General features: G+C 39.7%; 18 protein-coding genes. 8 read left to right on the top strand and 10 right to left on the bottom strand.

Annotated features, from left to right (window positions below):
- Window positions 1–65: 65 nt before the first annotated feature.
- Entirely contained in the window at window positions 66–563 is a 498-nt protein-coding gene (locus IF202_RS13740; RefSeq protein ID WP_191595475.1) for a cyclic nucleotide-binding domain-containing protein, read from the bottom strand.
- A 309-nt stretch (window positions 564–872) separates the two neighbouring features.
- On the opposite strand from IF202_RS13740, the gene IF202_RS13735 reads away from it, so the two are divergent.
- Window positions 873–2459: an ABC-F family ATPase gene (locus tag IF202_RS13735; protein ID WP_191595474.1), complete on the top strand. Its 1587-nt coding sequence runs from the start codon at window positions 873–875 to the stop codon at window positions 2457–2459.
- 91 nt (window positions 2460–2550) lie between these two features.
- On the opposite strand, the gene IF202_RS13730 is transcribed toward IF202_RS13735, so the two are convergent.
- From IF202_RS13730 to IF202_RS13715, 4 genes are all read right to left on the bottom strand, one after another.
- Window positions 2551–3387, bottom strand: coding sequence for an MOSC domain-containing protein (locus tag IF202_RS13730; RefSeq protein WP_191595473.1), 837 nt, complete (start codon window positions 3385–3387; stop codon window positions 2551–2553).
- Between the two features lie 119 nt (window positions 3388–3506).
- The gene (locus IF202_RS13725) at window positions 3507–4673 is read right to left on the bottom strand and encodes a type III PLP-dependent enzyme (RefSeq protein WP_191595472.1); all 1167 of its coding nucleotides are present in this window, start codon (window positions 4671–4673) and stop codon (window positions 3507–3509) included.
- Between the two features lie 263 nt (window positions 4674–4936).
- On the bottom strand, window positions 4937–5356 hold the full coding sequence (locus IF202_RS13720) for a DUF6691 family protein (protein ID WP_191595471.1): 420 nt from the start codon (window positions 5354–5356) through the stop codon (window positions 4937–4939).
- A gap of 13 nt (window positions 5357–5369) precedes the next feature.
- Window positions 5370–5768 (bottom strand): YeeE/YedE family protein, encoded by a 399-nt coding sequence (locus tag IF202_RS13715; protein WP_191595470.1) that lies wholly within the window; start codon window positions 5766–5768, stop codon window positions 5370–5372.
- 221 nt (window positions 5769–5989) lie between these two features.
- On the opposite strand from IF202_RS13715, the gene IF202_RS13710 reads away from it, so the two are divergent.
- On the top strand, window positions 5990–6454 hold the full coding sequence (locus tag IF202_RS13710) for a DUF6942 family protein (RefSeq protein WP_191595469.1): 465 nt from the start codon (window positions 5990–5992) through the stop codon (window positions 6452–6454).
- On the top strand, window positions 6454–6897 hold the full coding sequence (locus IF202_RS13705) for a tellurite resistance TerB family protein (RefSeq protein WP_191595468.1): 444 nt from the start codon (window positions 6454–6456) through the stop codon (window positions 6895–6897). The genes IF202_RS13710 and IF202_RS13705 overlap by 1 nt, the downstream gene beginning before the upstream one ends.
- An 88-nt stretch (window positions 6898–6985) precedes the next feature.
- Here the strand turns inward: IF202_RS13705 and IF202_RS13700 are convergent, their stop codons facing one another.
- Entirely contained in the window at window positions 6986–7570 is a 585-nt protein-coding gene (locus tag IF202_RS13700; RefSeq protein WP_191595467.1) for a superoxide dismutase, read from the bottom strand.
- A gap of 158 nt (window positions 7571–7728) precedes the next feature.
- On the opposite strand from IF202_RS13700, the gene IF202_RS13695 reads away from it, so the two are divergent.
- From IF202_RS13695 to IF202_RS13680, 4 genes are all read left to right on the top strand, one after another.
- Window positions 7729–8646: a hypothetical protein gene (locus IF202_RS13695; RefSeq protein WP_191595466.1), complete on the top strand. Its 918-nt coding sequence runs from the start codon at window positions 7729–7731 to the stop codon at window positions 8644–8646.
- Window positions 8647–8866: 220 nt separating this feature from the next.
- The gene (gene cysD / locus IF202_RS13690; RefSeq protein ID WP_191595465.1) at window positions 8867–9772 is read left to right on the top strand and encodes a sulfate adenylyltransferase subunit CysD; all 906 of its coding nucleotides are present in this window, start codon (window positions 8867–8869) and stop codon (window positions 9770–9772) included.
- Between the two features lie 46 nt (window positions 9773–9818).
- Entirely contained in the window at window positions 9819–11432 is a 1614-nt protein-coding gene (gene cysN / locus IF202_RS13685) for a sulfate adenylyltransferase subunit CysN (protein WP_191595464.1), read from the top strand.
- 220 nt (window positions 11433–11652) lie between these two features.
- The gene (locus IF202_RS13680; RefSeq protein ID WP_235963524.1) at window positions 11653–12123 is read left to right on the top strand and encodes an Lrp/AsnC family transcriptional regulator; all 471 of its coding nucleotides are present in this window, start codon (window positions 11653–11655) and stop codon (window positions 12121–12123) included.
- A 96-nt stretch (window positions 12124–12219) separates the two neighbouring features.
- Here the strand turns inward: IF202_RS13680 and ctlX are convergent, their stop codons facing one another.
- The 4 genes from ctlX to IF202_RS13660 form a co-directional block, all read right to left on the bottom strand.
- The gene (ctlX, locus tag IF202_RS13675; RefSeq protein WP_191595463.1) at window positions 12220–13146 is read right to left on the bottom strand and encodes a citrulline utilization hydrolase CtlX; all 927 of its coding nucleotides are present in this window, start codon (window positions 13144–13146) and stop codon (window positions 12220–12222) included.
- A 2-nt stretch (window positions 13147–13148) separates the two neighbouring features.
- Complete coding sequence (locus IF202_RS13670) at window positions 13149–14237, bottom strand: ornithine cyclodeaminase (RefSeq protein ID WP_206705490.1); 1089 nt, start codon at window positions 14235–14237, stop codon at window positions 13149–13151.
- 452 nt (window positions 14238–14689) lie between these two features.
- Window positions 14690–15442: a siderophore-interacting protein gene (locus tag IF202_RS13665; RefSeq protein WP_191595462.1), complete on the bottom strand. Its 753-nt coding sequence runs from the start codon at window positions 15440–15442 to the stop codon at window positions 14690–14692.
- Complete coding sequence (locus IF202_RS13660; protein WP_191595461.1) at window positions 15423–15890, bottom strand: MarR family winged helix-turn-helix transcriptional regulator; 468 nt, start codon at window positions 15888–15890, stop codon at window positions 15423–15425. The genes IF202_RS13665 and IF202_RS13660 overlap by 20 nt, the downstream gene beginning before the upstream one ends.
- A 192-nt stretch (window positions 15891–16082) precedes the next feature.
- On the opposite strand from IF202_RS13660, the gene IF202_RS13655 reads away from it, so the two are divergent.
- The gene (locus tag IF202_RS13655; RefSeq protein WP_191595460.1) at window positions 16083–16562 is read left to right on the top strand and encodes a transcription elongation factor; all 480 of its coding nucleotides are present in this window, start codon (window positions 16083–16085) and stop codon (window positions 16560–16562) included.
- Window positions 16563–16697: the final 135 nt, after the last annotated feature.

Below are 16697 nucleotides of genomic sequence, written 5' to 3'. Positions count from 1 at the left end.
AGGCTGATGCGTCAGCTTATCTCTTTTATGCTTATCTTTTCTTGTAAAGAATAGGTTATGAACGACTATAATATTTTCTTAACGCTTATGTTGTTTTCTACCAGTACATTGCTAAGCACACGTATAGTACGAGCCATATCTCTTGATAAATTCATCAATAAAATGCCAAAATCGAACGGAAAGTCGTCATGAAAATCACTAAATAATTCAGAAGATATTTCCAGTAATAAACTATTCTCTAAGGAGTAAAGGCTGCCCACACGCTCATGCAATGCGATCATGGAGACAAAGCCAATAGCCTCACCAAAAGAAACGGTTCGAGTATGTGTTTCTTTATTTTCATGATGTTTATAAAAGTCTAAGTTTCCATGCAATACAGCATAAAAGCTCCCGCCTTTATTCCCATAAGCAAAAACTTCATCTCCTGTTGCTGCGTCATATAAAATTCCATTTTCTAATAAATAGTATATTGATGCATCAGATAGCGCGCCAAATATAGAGCCTTCTTTTAAATGTGAAGGTGACAGGTTGTATTGGGAATCTTTTACTAAGACGGTTTTCATTTTCGCCTCCGTCAATATGAGTATTATTATACCATCGGCTACAAAGTGTTTTTCTTGATAGTCGAGCTGTATTGTTTAGTTTTAGCTTTAATTTTTTCGAAACAATAGGCCTTTTTTGTATTCTCTGGTAACCCTGATTACATACTGTGTAACAGAGTGCTTTCGTTTACTTTTAAAAAGAAATGTTTTACCTATCAAAATAAGCGTTTTGTCTCTTAAAAAAATAGACGGATCTGTGCGATAATGACTCACATAATCATGGTTCTTTAATAAGGGCTAAAACTTACATACGATAAACGGAAGAATGCTTTGTTAACAACGGCTAATATCACCATGCAATTTGGTGCCAAACCTCTTTTTGAAAACGTTTCTGTTAAATTTGGTGAAGGTAAGCGCTACGGCCTTATTGGTGCTAATGGATGTGGTAAGTCTACATTCATGAAAATCCTTGGCGGAGACCTAGAGCCTAGCTCAGGTAACGTTTCTAAAGATCCAAATGAACGTCTTGGTAAATTGAAGCAGGATCAATTTGCTTACGAAGAATTTTCTGTTCTTGATACTGTTATTATGGGTCACACAGAGTTGTGGGCAATAAAAGCAGAAAAAGATGCGATTTACGCGAACCCAGAGATGACCGAAGCTGATGGTTTACGTGCCGGTGATTTAGAAGGTGAGTTCGCTGAAATGGATGGTTATACCGCTGAGTCACGTGCTGGAGAGTTGTTGTTAGGTGTTGGTATTTCTAGCGATCAACACTACGGTCTGATGAGTGAAGTGGCTCCTGGCCTAAAACTTCGAGTTTTGTTGGCCCAAGCTTTATTTTCTGATCCTGAAATTCTATTACTGGATGAGCCAACAAATAACTTGGATATTAATACTATCCGTTGGTTGGAAGGTGTTCTAGTTGAACGTAACTGTACTATGATCATCATTTCCCATGACCGTCATTTTCTTAATTCTGTTTGTACTAATATGGCAGATTTGGATTACGGTGAATTGCGTTTGTTCTCTGGTAATTATGATGAATACATGATGGCATCAACTCAAGCCCGCGAACGTTTGCTTTCTGATAATGCTAAGAAAAAAGCTCAAATTAACGAACTTAAATCTTTTGTAAGCCGTTTCTCTGCTAATGCATCAAAATCCAAGCAAGCAACATCTCGTGCGAAACAAATTGATAAGATTCAATTAGAAGACGTTAAACCTTCTAGTCGTCAGAATCCGTTTATTCGCTTTGAGCAAGAAAAGAAATTACATCGTCTTGCTGTACAAGTTGAAAACCTTGCAAAATCTTATGATGTTGAATTGTTCAATAAATTGAACATGATGGTTGAAGTGGGTGAGCGTATTGCGGTTATCGGTCCAAATGGTATCGGTAAAACAACATTGCTTAAATGTTTAGTTGGTGACACAGAATTAACCAAAGGCACTGTGAAATGGTCTGAAAATGCGCAGATTGGTTACTACGCTCAGGATCATGCTCATGATTTTGAGAAAGACGTAGATTTGATCGAGTGGATGTCCCAATGGGGTCAAGAAGGCGACGATGAGCAGATTATTCGTGGCACACTAGGGCGCTTATTGTTCTCTCAAAATGACATCAAAAAATCTGTTAAAGTGTTGTCTGGTGGTGAGCAAGGTCGCATGTTGTTCGGTAAAATGATGTTACAAAAACCGAATGTGCTTGTGATGGATGAGCCAACAAATCACATGGATATGGAATCGATAGAGTCTTTGAATCTGGCGCTTGAAAATTATCCAGGAACTTTGATTTTTGTTTCTCATGACCGTGAGTTTGTATCGTCTCTTGCTACTCGTATTATGGAAGTGACAAGTGACGGTATTGTCGATTTCCACGGCACATATGACGAATATCTGTCTAAATTAGACGCTTAAGATTCTAGCTTTATATCGATCTTAAAATATCCCAAAAAAAGGAAGCCAATCGGCTTCCTTTTTTGTTTTATTAGATAGTTAGAATGATTTTTTAGCGACGGTCTAAATATGAATAAGACTCTTGGTATTCAAGTACTTCTACCTTGTCATCAAGGTTGATTACACCAGTATTAAGGGCAATCAAATTAATGCCAAACGTAATACCTTCTTTTCCTAATAAACGGAATTTCCCCAGCGTCTTTAATGGCTCACCTTTTTTCATTCTTTCTGCTGTATCTGGTTTTATCGTAATGAAAATACAACGCTCACAAGGTTTAACGTTCTCAAATTCAACTTCACCAATTTTAATCCGTTTCCAATTATCTTCTTCAAACGCATTATTGCCTTGAACAACAAGGTTAGGGCGGAATTGAGCCATAACGTTCGTTTCTGGGCAGGTCCGATTTAGTTCTGCCAGTGATGACTCTGTAGTCAGTAAGAAAGGGTAACCATCAGCAAAAGCGACTGGTGATTCAGGTCGACGACTGGTGTAACGCTTTGATTGATTTGTGAAGTGAGCAAGATTGATTGGTTGTTTTAATAGTTGGCCAAACCAGGCATTAATGTCTTCTTTAGCCAGTTGAGCTTCAAGTCTGTCGTCCCAAATCATAACTTCTTGGTGATTATCGGAGAAGTTACTTGGGTTGATAGTGATTTGATTGGCCATGTCAGGGTGAGATAGTTGCCATTTACTTTCTTCAATCAAGGTTGCATTAATTAAAGTAAGTGTTGGGTGCTCTCGGCCTGTGATAAAACTACCATCGGGTTTTACTAGCATATAGCGGCGATCACCCCAAAGACCAGCGTGGTCAACCTGACTACTTTTTAGCGGAATCCCTTTGACAGATTTAATAGGGTAGATCGAGAGTTCACTTAAAATGTAAGACATGGGGCTTCCTTTTATATTGGCTTTTATTATTACTTAGAACATCATTCTTTCCAACCCATAAAAAAGCCTCAGAGCTTGGGCTGTGAGGCTTAGTGGTATTAAATACGAGTAAAAGAATCTTACAAGTAATAAGAAGCTAACGGGGGAAAGCCGTTGAATTCAATTGCACTGTAAGTGGTAGTGTACGCACCTGTAGAAAGCCAGTACATGCGGTCACCTATCGCTAAATTAAGTGGTAACCCGTATTTGTAGTTTTCGTACATGATATCCGCACTGTCACAGGTTGGGCCAGCGATGATGACTTCTTCTAATTCGCCTTTCTTATCTACATAAATTGGGTACTTGATAGATTCATCTAAGGTTTCAATTAAGCCAGAGAATTTACCCACATCTGTAAATACCCATCGATTAAGTGCTGTATTTGATTTACGAGAAATTAAAACAACTTCACTGACTAACACACCAGCATTAGATATTAGCGAACGACCAGGTTCAAGAATAATACGTGGTAATTCTGTACCAAAATCCTCTTCTAAGAAGCGTGTAATCTCTTCTGCATAGGTAGATAGCTCATTAGTACGGGTAATATAATTAGCTGGAAAACCGCCGCCCATATTGATCATTTGCAGTGTAATGCCTTCTTCTTCTTTAAGGCGCTCAAAAATTACCTTTACACTTGCAATAGCCGCATCCCAAGCTCCAATATCACGTTGCTGTGAACCAACATGAAAAGAAACACCGTAAGGAGTAAGTCCAAGCTCTTTTGCCAAGACAAGTAAGTCCATTGCCATATCAGGGCGGCAACCGAATTTACGTGAAAGAGGCCAGTCAGCAGTCGCTGTACCTTCTGTTAGTATGCGAACATAGATGTGCGAGCCTGGTGCTGCTTTAGCTATGTTGCGAAGGTCTGCTTCAGAATCTGTAGCAAACATACGCACGCCTTTCTCATAGAAGTAGCGAACATCGTTTGCTTTTTTGATTGTGTTGCCATAGCTAATGCGATCTGGAGATACATCACCAATGGCAAATAGCTTATCCAGCTCATAACGTGATGCTACGTCGAAGTTTGAACCTCGATCACGTAACAGCGTTAGAATTTCTGGTGCTGGGTTGGCTTTGATTGCATAAAAAATATCGGCAATAGGAAAGCCTTTAGTGATTTCTGTATAGGCTTCATTCACGATCTCTGTGTCAATAACCACAAAAGGTGTTTCTTTTGTTGCAGCAAAAGCTTTGAAGCGAGCGAAGCGCTCAGGTGTGTAGAAAGCGTTGACGTCAATAGTCATAGATAGATCCTCATTGTACAAAACATAAACCGATTTTAAGTAAACGCCTTTAGCTTCTCCCGTCCTACTTATGGCTGTTACTTATCCGGTTTTTTAATGACCTTAAGCGACTAGCGCAGCAGTTGAAGCGGTGCGGATTATGTTCAGCAATGACGCGGGCGCAATTTAAAACCAGAGCGATCTGACGTCAAGTGTTTTTTTAGGTTTTTTTAATAAAAAAAGAGACTGCGATGAGTCTCTTTTATCTGAAGTTTATTGAAACGTTATTTATTCGTTATATAAGCCTGAAAATAATGCAGTCCACTGCCAGCGATCAAGGCGGCAACAAAATAAACCCCTTCGCTTGGATTGTTTACTAAAGCGGTTAATCCAGGCCCTGGGCAGTAACCACTTAACCCCCAGCCAATACCAAAAAGTGATGAGCCAATAATCAATTTTGAATCAATTTGTTGTAATGTTGGGATTTGCCATTTTCCTGAAAATAGAGGAGTAGTACGTTTTCTTTGGACAGAATAGCCTATCATTCCAACTGAAATGGCGCTGGCCATAACAACGAGTAGAGAAGGGTTCCAATCTCCAAAAATATCTAAAAATCCAATAACAACAGATGGGTTTGTCATCTCTGAAAAAGCCAAACCTAAACCAAACAACAAACCAGAAATCAGTGTAATAACAGCATACATAATTATTCTTTTCCTAATTTGTGATGGATACGGTGATGATTGCTACGACCATGAAAACAGCAGTAGCAACTAATGATCGTGGTGATAATCTTGAGATACCACAAACACCATGCCCACTGGTACAACCACCGCCAAGTCTGGTGCCATAACCTACTAGCAGGCCTGAGATAATCAATAGCCATGGACTTCTACTTTCAGGAAATGCAACCGTTTGCTCAGTAAGTACACCATAAGCACTGCCTCCAATAATGAGACCTGCGATAAATAAAAAAGGTAACAAGCGTCCTTTCTTAAACAAAAGCTGCGATAAAATACCGCTTATACCAATTACTTTGCCAAGACTTAATAGGTAAATAGTAGTTGCCAAGCCAATTAATAGACCGCCAATAAGCGGGTTAAATATAGTGTCCATGAAAACCTCATACAGATATATAAGTATATTCTAATTTATATAATTAGATAATACTAATGTTGTGGTGGAATATATTTTAATTAGCTTATTAAGTCGGATTGGTTATTGGTTGATAGGGTTGTCTTTTGGGTGTGCTTTTAATTTCACAGTTTTTACCTATTAGATAGCTGAAAATAGCCAAGGTACAATGTACTCTTGGTTATAATAGAGAAGGAGACAGAATGAAGGAGTTATGGCTTGGCGCTTCAATTGAGAAGGCTCGGTGTGTTTTTCTTTTGCCTAATCGGCCTATTTTACCCGGCGTGAACGATGAACTCACTGTGGCGACATATGATGTAGCTGCTTTAATAGACCTTAACGGCAATCACTGGCGTAAAATTTTTACGATAATAGCTAAATTGGTTGTACCTACTTATTCTAATTGGCGTGAATTTCGTAATAATAACCTGTTAAATGAAGTAGGAATTGTCTTTTCAATCGATCAAATAAAAGATTATGAAGGTGTAGTTTATGTCATTGGAAATACATTTCGTGATGTTTTCCCCATCTCTGCTTTAGCGAAAGTATTAGGTGATAGGCATCTCGCTTATGTATCCCTTCCTTATATTTGGAGCCCCTATTTAGATTATCGTCAATTTCCTAACATACTGATTGAATCACTACGTGAATACACTTTGGAGAAGTAATGCTTAAAGCTTTAAAAAGCCTGTTTACACTTCCTGTTGAACAGGGCGAACAAATATCGTATCAAAAAGCAGTTGCTTCACTGTTGATGGAGGTTATGCTCGCTGATCATGAGGTTAATGAACAAGAGGAAGCGCAAGTTAAATCCTTTCTTCGAGAAGTAAGTGAGCTTGGAGACGACATTGATATTCTTTATCAAGAAGCTCGTACAGGAGTGGAGGATGCAAATGATTTGTATCAATTCACTAAGGTTGTGAATGAGACGGCGACATTGGAACAAAAAATGTTGTTATTAAAAGCCTTATGGCGTGTTGCGTTAGCAGATAATAATATTGATGCACATGAAGACCATCGTATTAGAAGAATTAGTGAGCTGTTGTTTATGCCTCACTCAGAGTTTATTCAAGCAAAGTTATTTGTGCAGCATGAAATGAAAACTGAATAGATTTGCTTGTAACCATAAAAAAACGCGGCATAGGCCGCGTTTTTTTGACTGGACTGACTAACGTTTTAAATAAAACGATTAAAAAGTCTTAAGCTGAAAAGTTTGCTGCCGCAAATTCCCAGTTAGCTAATGCCCAGAAACCTTTAAGGTAGTCAGGGCGAACATTGCGGTAATCAATGTAGTAAGCGTGTTCCCAAAGATCGACAGTAATAACAGCAGTTTGACCACTTGTCATTGGTGTTGCTGCATTACTTGTGTTGACGATTTCAAGAGAGCCGTCTGCATTTTTTACCAACCAAGTCCAGCTAGAACCGAAGTTGTTCACTGCTTTGTCGTTGAATGCTTCTTGGAACTGAGCAAAAGAACCCCATTTCGCATTGATTGCTTCTGCTAGAGAGCCTGTCGGCTCGCCGCCGCCATTAGGGCTTAGGCTATTCCAGAAGAAAGTGTGGTTCCAGATTTGAGCTGCGTTGTTGAAAACAGGTCCAGCTGAAGCAGATGTAATGATCTCTTCAAGTGTTTTGTTTTCGAATTCAGACCCAGGAAGCAATCCGTTCAACTTCACAATGTAGGTGTTGTGGTGCTTGCCGTGATGGTACTCAAGCGTTTCTACAGACATGTGAGGCTCAAGAGCATCTTTGGCATAAGGAAGGGCTGGTAATTCAAAAGACATTTCAATTCTCCTTGCTTTTTAATTAACGAAAAATACTTGTTATCAAGCAGTTAATGGTGCTTATATAGTAACACTGAACAATCTAAGATAATATTATTTAGACTTGTTCTGACTGGATTGTTCATAATTTTTACTAATAGCGAATATATAAGATTTTCATGAATAGAGACGATGATGTTGAGATCCCAAGCCTGACTCTGGATCAGGATGAAGTCAGTGAAAGACGACCTAATGTAGCTGAAACAAGAAAACGGCCTACACCTTCTCCTACAAAGCCTGCTCACGCACCGAATCTAGTGCATAAAAAGACCAGTCTTGTTGGTGTTTACTTTTTACTCCTAGTGATTTTATCAGTTTCTGCGAGTGCGGGTTATTGGTTATGGCAACAAAACATTCAGCTTCGTGAAGAGCTTTATGGTGCAAAAGGTGAAATACAGAACCTTGACCATCAATTAATCGCGGCAGATGTTTCTGCTAATCAGCAAGGTCAAACCTTAGAAGAAACATTAAAAACGCATGACAGTGAAATTCGTAAGCTTTGGGCAATCGCTTACGATAGAAATAGAAAGGCAATTGCTGATAATAGCGCCGCTATTGAAACACTGGAACGTAAAAATTCTGAGATGCGTGACACAATATCAACTCAATCTAAACGTGTTGCAATTCAAGCCGAAGCTTTTAATGATGTTGAGGCTGGATATAATAAGCTGATCCCTACCGTTGCGGCCATCGATGACGTAGTAAAAACAATGTCTTCAACTCAAGAAGAGCAAGCCACTCAGCTGCAGACAGCAGAAGCCAAAATTTCTGCATACGAGAAAAATAATGATATTCAATCATTAAGTTTGTCTCAAATTCAGCAAGACTTGACGACACTACATCAAAAAATTGCAGCCTTTGAAAACAAACCTGAGGCAGTCAGCTCTGCCGATGTTGTTGAAATTGAAAAGCAACTGGCGACTCAGCAGGATGCGATAAACTCAAGTGATGCATTTAGAACACAAGTGAACGGTGAAATTATCCGATTACGTAAACAGATTAACCAACTTATGTTGGAGCAACAGCTCAACGAATAGTAAGTGATAATAGAATAACTCACATTTTAAAAAGGCTGATTCTCAGCCTTTTTTATTACCTGAAATACAGTGGAAAAACTAAATTCACCATTTGAGATGTAATTGAGCGCATCTTTTTAAATATAAATATTCAATTAAAGTCTAAGTGGTGGAGTTTTTATAACTTTAAGGCATGTTATAGTGGAAAAATACACACTCCTTACAACAGAGATGAGGGTTTATGACTGAGGAAAGGTTAACTCACTTAAAGCAGCTTGAAGCGGAAAGTATTCACATTATTCGTGAAGTTGCGGCTGAATTTGATAATCCGGTAATGCTGTATTCCATTGGTAAAGATTCGGCGGTCATGCTGCATCTTGCTATGAAGGCATTTTACCCTGGCAAACCACCGTTCCCTTTGATGCACGTTGATACAACGTGGAAGTTCAAAGAGATGATCACTTTCCGTGATGAATTGATGGCGAAGTTAGGTTTAGATCTTATCGTGCATAAGAATCAAGAAGGTATTGACCAAGGTATCGGTCCATTCACTCATGGTAGTTCTAAACATACAGATGTGATGAAGACACAAGGCCTTAAGCAAGCCTTAGACAAATACGGTTTTGATGCCGCATTTGGTGGTGCTCGTCGTGATGAAGAGAAGTCTCGTGCCAAAGAACGTGTGTATTCTTTCCGTGATAAGCAACATCGTTGGGACCCTAAAAACCAGCGTCCAGAGCTTTGGAATATCTACAACGGTAAAGTAAACAAAGGCGAGAGCATTCGTGTTTTTCCATTGTCTAACTGGACGGAATTGGATATTTGGCAATATATTTACTTAGAAAGCATTCCAATTGTGCCTCTTTACTTTTCTGCGAAACGCCCAGTGGTTGAACGTGATGGCACTATGATTATGGTTGACGATGAGCGTATGCCGTTGAATGGTGAAGTACCTGAAATGAAGTCGGTTCGTTTCCGTACCTTGGGTTGTTACCCTCTAACAGGTGCAGTGGAATCTGAAGCGGCAACGTTGCCTGAGATCATTCAAGAAATGCTTTTGACAACAAGTTCAGAACGTGAAGGCCGAATGATTGACCATGACTCTTCCGGTTCAATGGAAGAGAAGAAAAAACAGGGCTACTTCTGATCTTGAAGTAAAGCAAGTTTCGAGCAAAGAAAGTTTGGAGTGAAACATGTCTCACCAGTCAGAATTGATAAGCCAAGACATACTTGGTTATTTGAAACAACATGAAGAAAAAGATCTACTGCGCCTTCTTACTTGTGGCAACGTAGACGATGGTAAAAGTACGCTTATTGGTCGTTTATTGCATGACTCTAAATTGATTTATGAAGATCATTTGGATGCAGTAAAGCGCGACAGTAAAAAATCCGGTACGCAAGGCGAAGAAATTGACTTAGCTTTGTTGGTAGATGGTTTGCAAGCAGAGCGCGAGCAGGGCATTACGATTGATGTGGCTTACCGTTACTTTTCTACTGAGAAGCGTAAGTTCATTATCGCGGACACACCGGGACACGAACAATACACACGTAACATGGCAACAGGCGCATCAACGTGTGACCTTGCGATTATTTTGATTGATGCGCGTTACGGTGTTCAAACACAAACTCGTCGTCATTCTTACATCGCCGCTTTGCTTGGTATTAAGCATATTGTGGTTGCCGTGAATAAGATGGATTTAGTGGATTTCTCTGAAGCGAAACATGACGAGATTAAAGCGGATTACCTGGCGTTTGTTGATCAGCTTGGCAATCGTAAACCACAGGACATTCAATTTATCCCAATGTCGGCGTTAAAAGGCGACAACGTGGTAAACCCATCGGAAAGTATGCCTTGGTATAAAGGCTTGCCTTTGATGGGCATGCTGGAAACAGTTCAAATTAACCGTGACGTGAAACGTGATTCATTCCGTTTCCCTGTTCAGTATGTCAATCGTCCGAATCTCGATTTCCGTGGTTTCTCTGGAACCATCGCCGCAGGTGTTGTTAAACCAGGTGATGAAATTGTTGCCTTGCCTTCTGGTAAGAAATCAAAAGTTTCTGAGATCGTGACGTATGATGGCAATTTAGAATCGGCAAAAGCAGGGCAAGCGGTAACGATTACACTGGAAGATGAAATCGATATAAGCCGTGGCGATATGTTGTCTCATCCAGGTCAAGAGCCGTTGATTGCGTCAACGCTTCGCACTTCTGTTGTGTGGATGGCGGATCAACCATTGGTGCCAGGAAAATTATATGATTTCAAGCTAGGTACACAAACGGTTCCTGGTAAAGTACATCATTTCAATCATCGTATTGATGTAAACACACTTGAACACACTAATATTGATACCCTTGAGTTAAATGGTATCGGTGATTGTGTCATTCAGTTTGATGCGCCAGTTGCTTTTGATGAATATCAAAATAGTCGTTTGACTGGTGCTTTGGTTATTATCGATCGCTTGACGAATGTGACTGTTGGTGCAGGTATGGTTGAAGAAGCCATTGCTGAATTGGATGCTGATTCTGTTGTTAGCGCAGAAGATCGTGCTGCTCGCCTTGGTCAAAAACCAGCGGTTATTGCACTTTCCGCTGACGTGTTGGCGAAAGCTGATGCAGTAGAGCGCCTATTGTTGCGTCAAGGTATTGTTACCTTGGTAAAAGCGGATGCAACAGCGCAGGAAGCGGCTTTGATTCGTCAAACAGGTGTTGCCTTCTTGGTAGCGGATACCGTGATTGCAGATTCTGAAATCACAGAAACCAACCTGGATGAAGTGGTTGAGCGAATTATTGAGAGTGTTCGTTTGTAATACTTTCATAATCAGTGCTTGATTTTTAGATGTAAAAATCAAGCTGAAATATATGAAAATAACCTCCAATAGCTAGATTATCTAATTACTGGAGGTTTTTTTATGTCTCAATGCAATAGAGTATTTAAGTCACATTAATTAAATTTGTTTTAAAGCTACCTAGCAAATTGTCAATAATATAAAAAGTGTGCTCAAATTATTATTATATTGCTAGACTATAATGAACAAAATTCAATCTTCTGAGGAAGCCATGCATCCCACTCGTCCCCATTCGTACGATAAAATAGACAGAGAGCTCATTGCTTTATTGCGCAACGATGGGCGTGCGTCTTTATCCAAACTGTCTAAACAGCTCCACGTGTCTCGTGGCACAGTACAAAATCGATTAGACCGATTACAAGCATCTGGTGTCTTATTAGGCTTTACTGTTCGGGTATGTGAAGACTATGGAATAGACACCATTCGCGCCATTATGATGATAGAAGTTGTCGGAAAATCGACCACCCAAGTTATTCGATCTCTTAAGGGGTTCCCTGAACTGATTACATTGCACTCTACAAACGGTGCATGGGACTTATTAGCTGAAATACAAACATCGAGTCTTGCTGAATTTGATCGAGTACTAAATCAGGTGCGAATGGTTGATGGCGTGCTGAACAGCGAAACCAGTATTTTATTAACGTCAGCTTAAAGTAGGGTTAATCAACGAGAAGGCGTGTTCGCCCAAAAAACACGCCGATAATTTTACGGCGTGCTCTTTTCCATTATAGTTATTCCAATTATGTGTTTATCTTGGTGTGAGATGCACGCCAGCAAGAGTACATCGGACTGACCCTCCTGCTAATTCAATGCTGGGAATATCTAACTCTAATAAGGTCGATGACTTTTTGATAATGCTTACTTGTGCGGCCGTTAATGCTGCTGACGCTCTAGATGATAAAGCAAGAATACTTTTCTCACCATTGTGTAATTCAATCGCATTGCCTGCAAAGTCAGCAATTTGAGATTGTGTTAAATCAATGACTTCACGACCTGAATATTCAAATCTCTTAATCATTTCATCACGGCGTTTCGGATTTTTTATCATATCCAAGCAAATAAGAACAAAAGAAGTCGCAACACACATCAACACATTGGTGTGATAAATCGCGACGCCATTGTCATCTTCGGCCTCAAACACCATGGGCTCATAATTAAAATGGGTGCAAAATCGTTCCAGTACGATCGGATCTGTGCGATTGGATTTCACCGCATAAGCAATACGGTCAATATGATCTAGCACCATAGCGCCTGTGCCTTCCAGAAAAATACCATCTTGCTCTAAACCAGAATAATCAATTACATCTTGTACTCGATACTGGTTTTTAAGCATATCCACCACATCTGAACGACGCTCTTTTCGACGCGCCTCAGAATACATCGGATAAAGAGCCACATGGCCACCAGAATGGGTAGAAAACCAATTGTTCGGAAAAACAGAATCTGGTGTTTCAGTGCTTTCATCTTCGAAAATGTGAACTCGAATTCCAGCATCTTCTAGGCGCTTCGCCGCCACACTTAACTCTTTAAACGCTGAGCGTGCCAGTTCCATTTTATCCATCTCCGCGCTATCTTGCTGAAAAGCATTATCAGCGGCCGTTTCCGGATTTACTTTGAAATGATGCGGTCGAATCATCACCACCGCTTGAGGAGCCTGAATGTTAGACAGCGCCATCTTTACGCCACCGCCTTTGACATGGCACCTGAACGGCGCACCATGCCAAACAAATCACGAGGCTCATCCGGATCGGCAATCATATCAAGGTTTTCATAGGTTGCACTCATTCCTGGACGACTTATCTGATCGCGAATATAACGCAGTGCTGAAAAGTCTTCTGTCGCAAAACCAACACCATCAAATAGGGTTATTTCATCATCATTCTCACGACCCGCCAATTCATCACGAATGACTTGCCATAACTCGTTCACAGGATAGTCATCATCAAGCTGCTGTAACTCACCTTCAATACGCGTTTGTGGCGGATACTCAACAAACAACTTAGAACGCAAGACAAGCTCTTTTTGTAGTTCAGTTTTACCTGGGCAATCTCCACCAATAGCATTGATGTGCACACCAGAAGGCACCATGTCATCGGTTAAAATCGTGGCATTTAGCTTATCTGCGGTACAAGTTGTAATAATATCGGCGCCGGTAGCCGCCTCACGAGCAGAATCACACACCACAATATCAAAGCCATAGCTCTGCATATTATCAACGAATTTTTCGCTTGCTACAGGATCAATATCGTAGAGTCTTAGCTTCTCAATACCTAATAAGGTTTTAAACGCTAAGGCTTGGAACTCAGATTGTGCACCATTACCAATCAAAGCCATGCAACGTGAATCTTTACGAGCAAGATGCTTCGCTGCCACAACGGAAGTAGCGGCTGTGCGCAGTGCGGTTAATATGGTCATTTCTGTAAATAAGATAGGATAGCCTGTATACACTTCCGATAAGACACCAAAGGCCGTAACTGTTTGTAGTCCTTCTTTCATATTTTTTGGGTGACCATTTACATATTTAAATCCGTAGAGCTCACCGTCACTGGTTGGCATCAATTCGATCACGCCTTCTTTTGAATGAGCCGCAACACGTGGTGTTTTATCAAACAGTTGCCAACGTCTAAAATCTTCTTCCACATATTCAGCAATGCCTTTGAGCATATTTTCTATACCCAGTTTACCAATGATTTTCATCATGTTATCCACACTCACAAAAGGCACAATGTTTAGATCTTTATTCATGTTTAGTTTGTCGATAGTCATCGTTTTACTCTCCGCTTTACGTTTCAATACTTGATTTTGGTAAAGTTTAGAGAAAGATGCTGCCAAGTAAAATGGCAATTATATGCAGATATTTAATAAGTTTTTGTCATATTTAACAAATGTTTTGATCAAAATGACATTTCATTCAAAATGACATTTCATTCAAAATGATCGACTCCACGAATAAGCGATTCCAACGTTATCATCGATCGATAAGCCTTAGGGCCAAACATCTTCTACATAATTCGTCAGGTGGCAATGGCGGCGTACAACGAAAATATCTAAGAGAATGGTGATATGGAGTGCAGAGCTCACTATAAGACTTATATCAAAGTAAAAAATATGTTCGAGAATAGAAGGTTCTTAAGTGACCTATAAATGGACTATTCAATTACTAAATAGTCCATTGTTGGCTTTTTTATCTGTCTTAATATTACGATGTTGGCATTGAGTTATTGTTGAGACGAATAAGCTTGGCCAGCGTCGATACGCTTTTCGATTTTATGTTGTTCTTCGTTATTGCCTAACTTCCAATAACTTGAAATATATAAATACTCTTTAGGTATGGTTTTTTCTTTTTTAAAAAAATCACGTAAAGTCTTCATGCTGCTAAATTCACAAGCTGCCCAGATTGAAGCTTGGCCTTCTAGCCAATCTAAAGATTTCACTTCATCTAATAATGCGCTGACATTTTTTCCAGGATAGGGGTTAATAACCCACTTTAATGTCATACCACTTGGGTGCTTTAAGTCTTGAATGTCAGCCTTGCTGATAACCTCTATTACCGCATAGCCTTTGGAGTCATTTGGTAGCTCGGCGAGGTTTACGCTGATTGCAGGTAGGGCAGTCATGTCGCCAACCAATAATTTCCAGTTCGATGACACTTCAATCATTTTTTTAGGACCAGGGCCGCCAACAAGAATAGAGTCATTCTCTTGTGCTTTTTTTGCCCATGTGCAAGCGACACCACTGTCTTCGTGTAGCATAAAGTCGATATCTATTTCATCTGATCTTTGGTGTCGAATAGTATAGGTTCTGAGTAAAGGCTTAGCGTTACCATTGGGGAAAATGAGTTTCACATAACCACTTTCTTGATTTGCTGGGATCGTTGTTATGTTTTCACCGCCCAAAGTCACTCGTAGCATATTTGGAGTTATTTGCTCTTTTCGGATAACAATTAATTCTCTAGGCTTTGGTTTGTTCATTGTAGACTCCTGATGTTTTTGATTCTGCTTGCTGCAGGTTGCTCGCCATTATGTTTGCAATGTGAATGAAGTCTTTGACTTCTTGATCTGTTAATCCAGTTGTCATGGTCTGAATAACGTGTGTGTTGAGTTTGGTTATTTCTATAAGTAACTCGTTGCCTGAATTAGTTAGATTAAGTAGTTGGCTACGATGATTGCTTGGGTCTCGAATTTTTTCTACGTGTTTTTCGCTTACTAAATCCTTTAATATCCTTGTCACTTGGGATTTATCAAGTGAAATCCTATTGGCTATATCGCTGGCAGTGCAACTATTGATGTGCTTTATGCACTTAAGTGTGCGGATGTGGCTTACTGAAATAATTACTCCAGAAGTATCAATGGCTTCTTTCATTTTACTTCTGTATTGATGTGTTAGTTTGTGCAGTGATTCTGCAATTGAATCTTTCAAACTGCTTCCTTCTTTATTAAATGGTAATCATTATCAATATAAGATCCTCAGTTGATAAAGTCAACTGAGGGTGTTGTAAATGTTAAAAAAGGCATGATTTATCCTTATTTTGAGTGGTAGCGTACTTCCAGTGCTGTCTTTATAAAGCTGAACCACTACAATGCCTGAATATAAAACGAAATAGATGAGTGTATGGATAAACAAAAAATACATGATGCAATTACTTCGGCGCTACTGCGGCGTTTTGAGACCGCTAAATGGGCTGCTGAGCAAGCGCATGACGCAGCCACAAGTAAAGAGAGTATTGCTGAAAATAAATACGACACTTTTGGTTTGGAGGCTTCATATCTCGCTCATGGGCAATCTCAACGCGTTCTGGAGTGTGAGCAAGATTGGCTGTCTTTTTCTAAGTCCGTGAAAAGTATGGAGCAGGATGTTGTTGGTTTATGGGGTTTTGTTAAATTGATCTCGGTTGATTTGCAACATCTAAAATATTTCTTTATTTCGCCTTGTGCTGGTGGGTTAACTGTTGAATATGATGATATGTCTGTCTTTTTGGTCACACCATCAAGTCCAGTTGGCAAGCTATTAATAGGTAGGTCGGTTGAAGACGAAGTGGATTTGCTTCAAAGCGGTCAACAAGTCGCATACGAAATAGAGGCTGTTTTATAGTAAGAACTAGATGATGGCTTTATAACTATGACAAATTTAACTCAAACCCTAGAGAGTCAGACTCTGTTCGCATATAATGCTTTGCCTTAAAAAATTCTGTTCTTCTGCTTGTCTTTGATTGTTAATTAAAAGCAA

The sequence above is a fragment of the Marinomonas colpomeniae genome, assembly GCF_014803385.1.
Classification (GTDB): domain Bacteria; phylum Pseudomonadota; class Gammaproteobacteria; order Pseudomonadales; family Marinomonadaceae; genus Marinomonas; species Marinomonas colpomeniae.
Note: the sequence above shows the minus strand (reverse complement) of the source record. Positions and strands in the feature narration are given on the sequence as shown.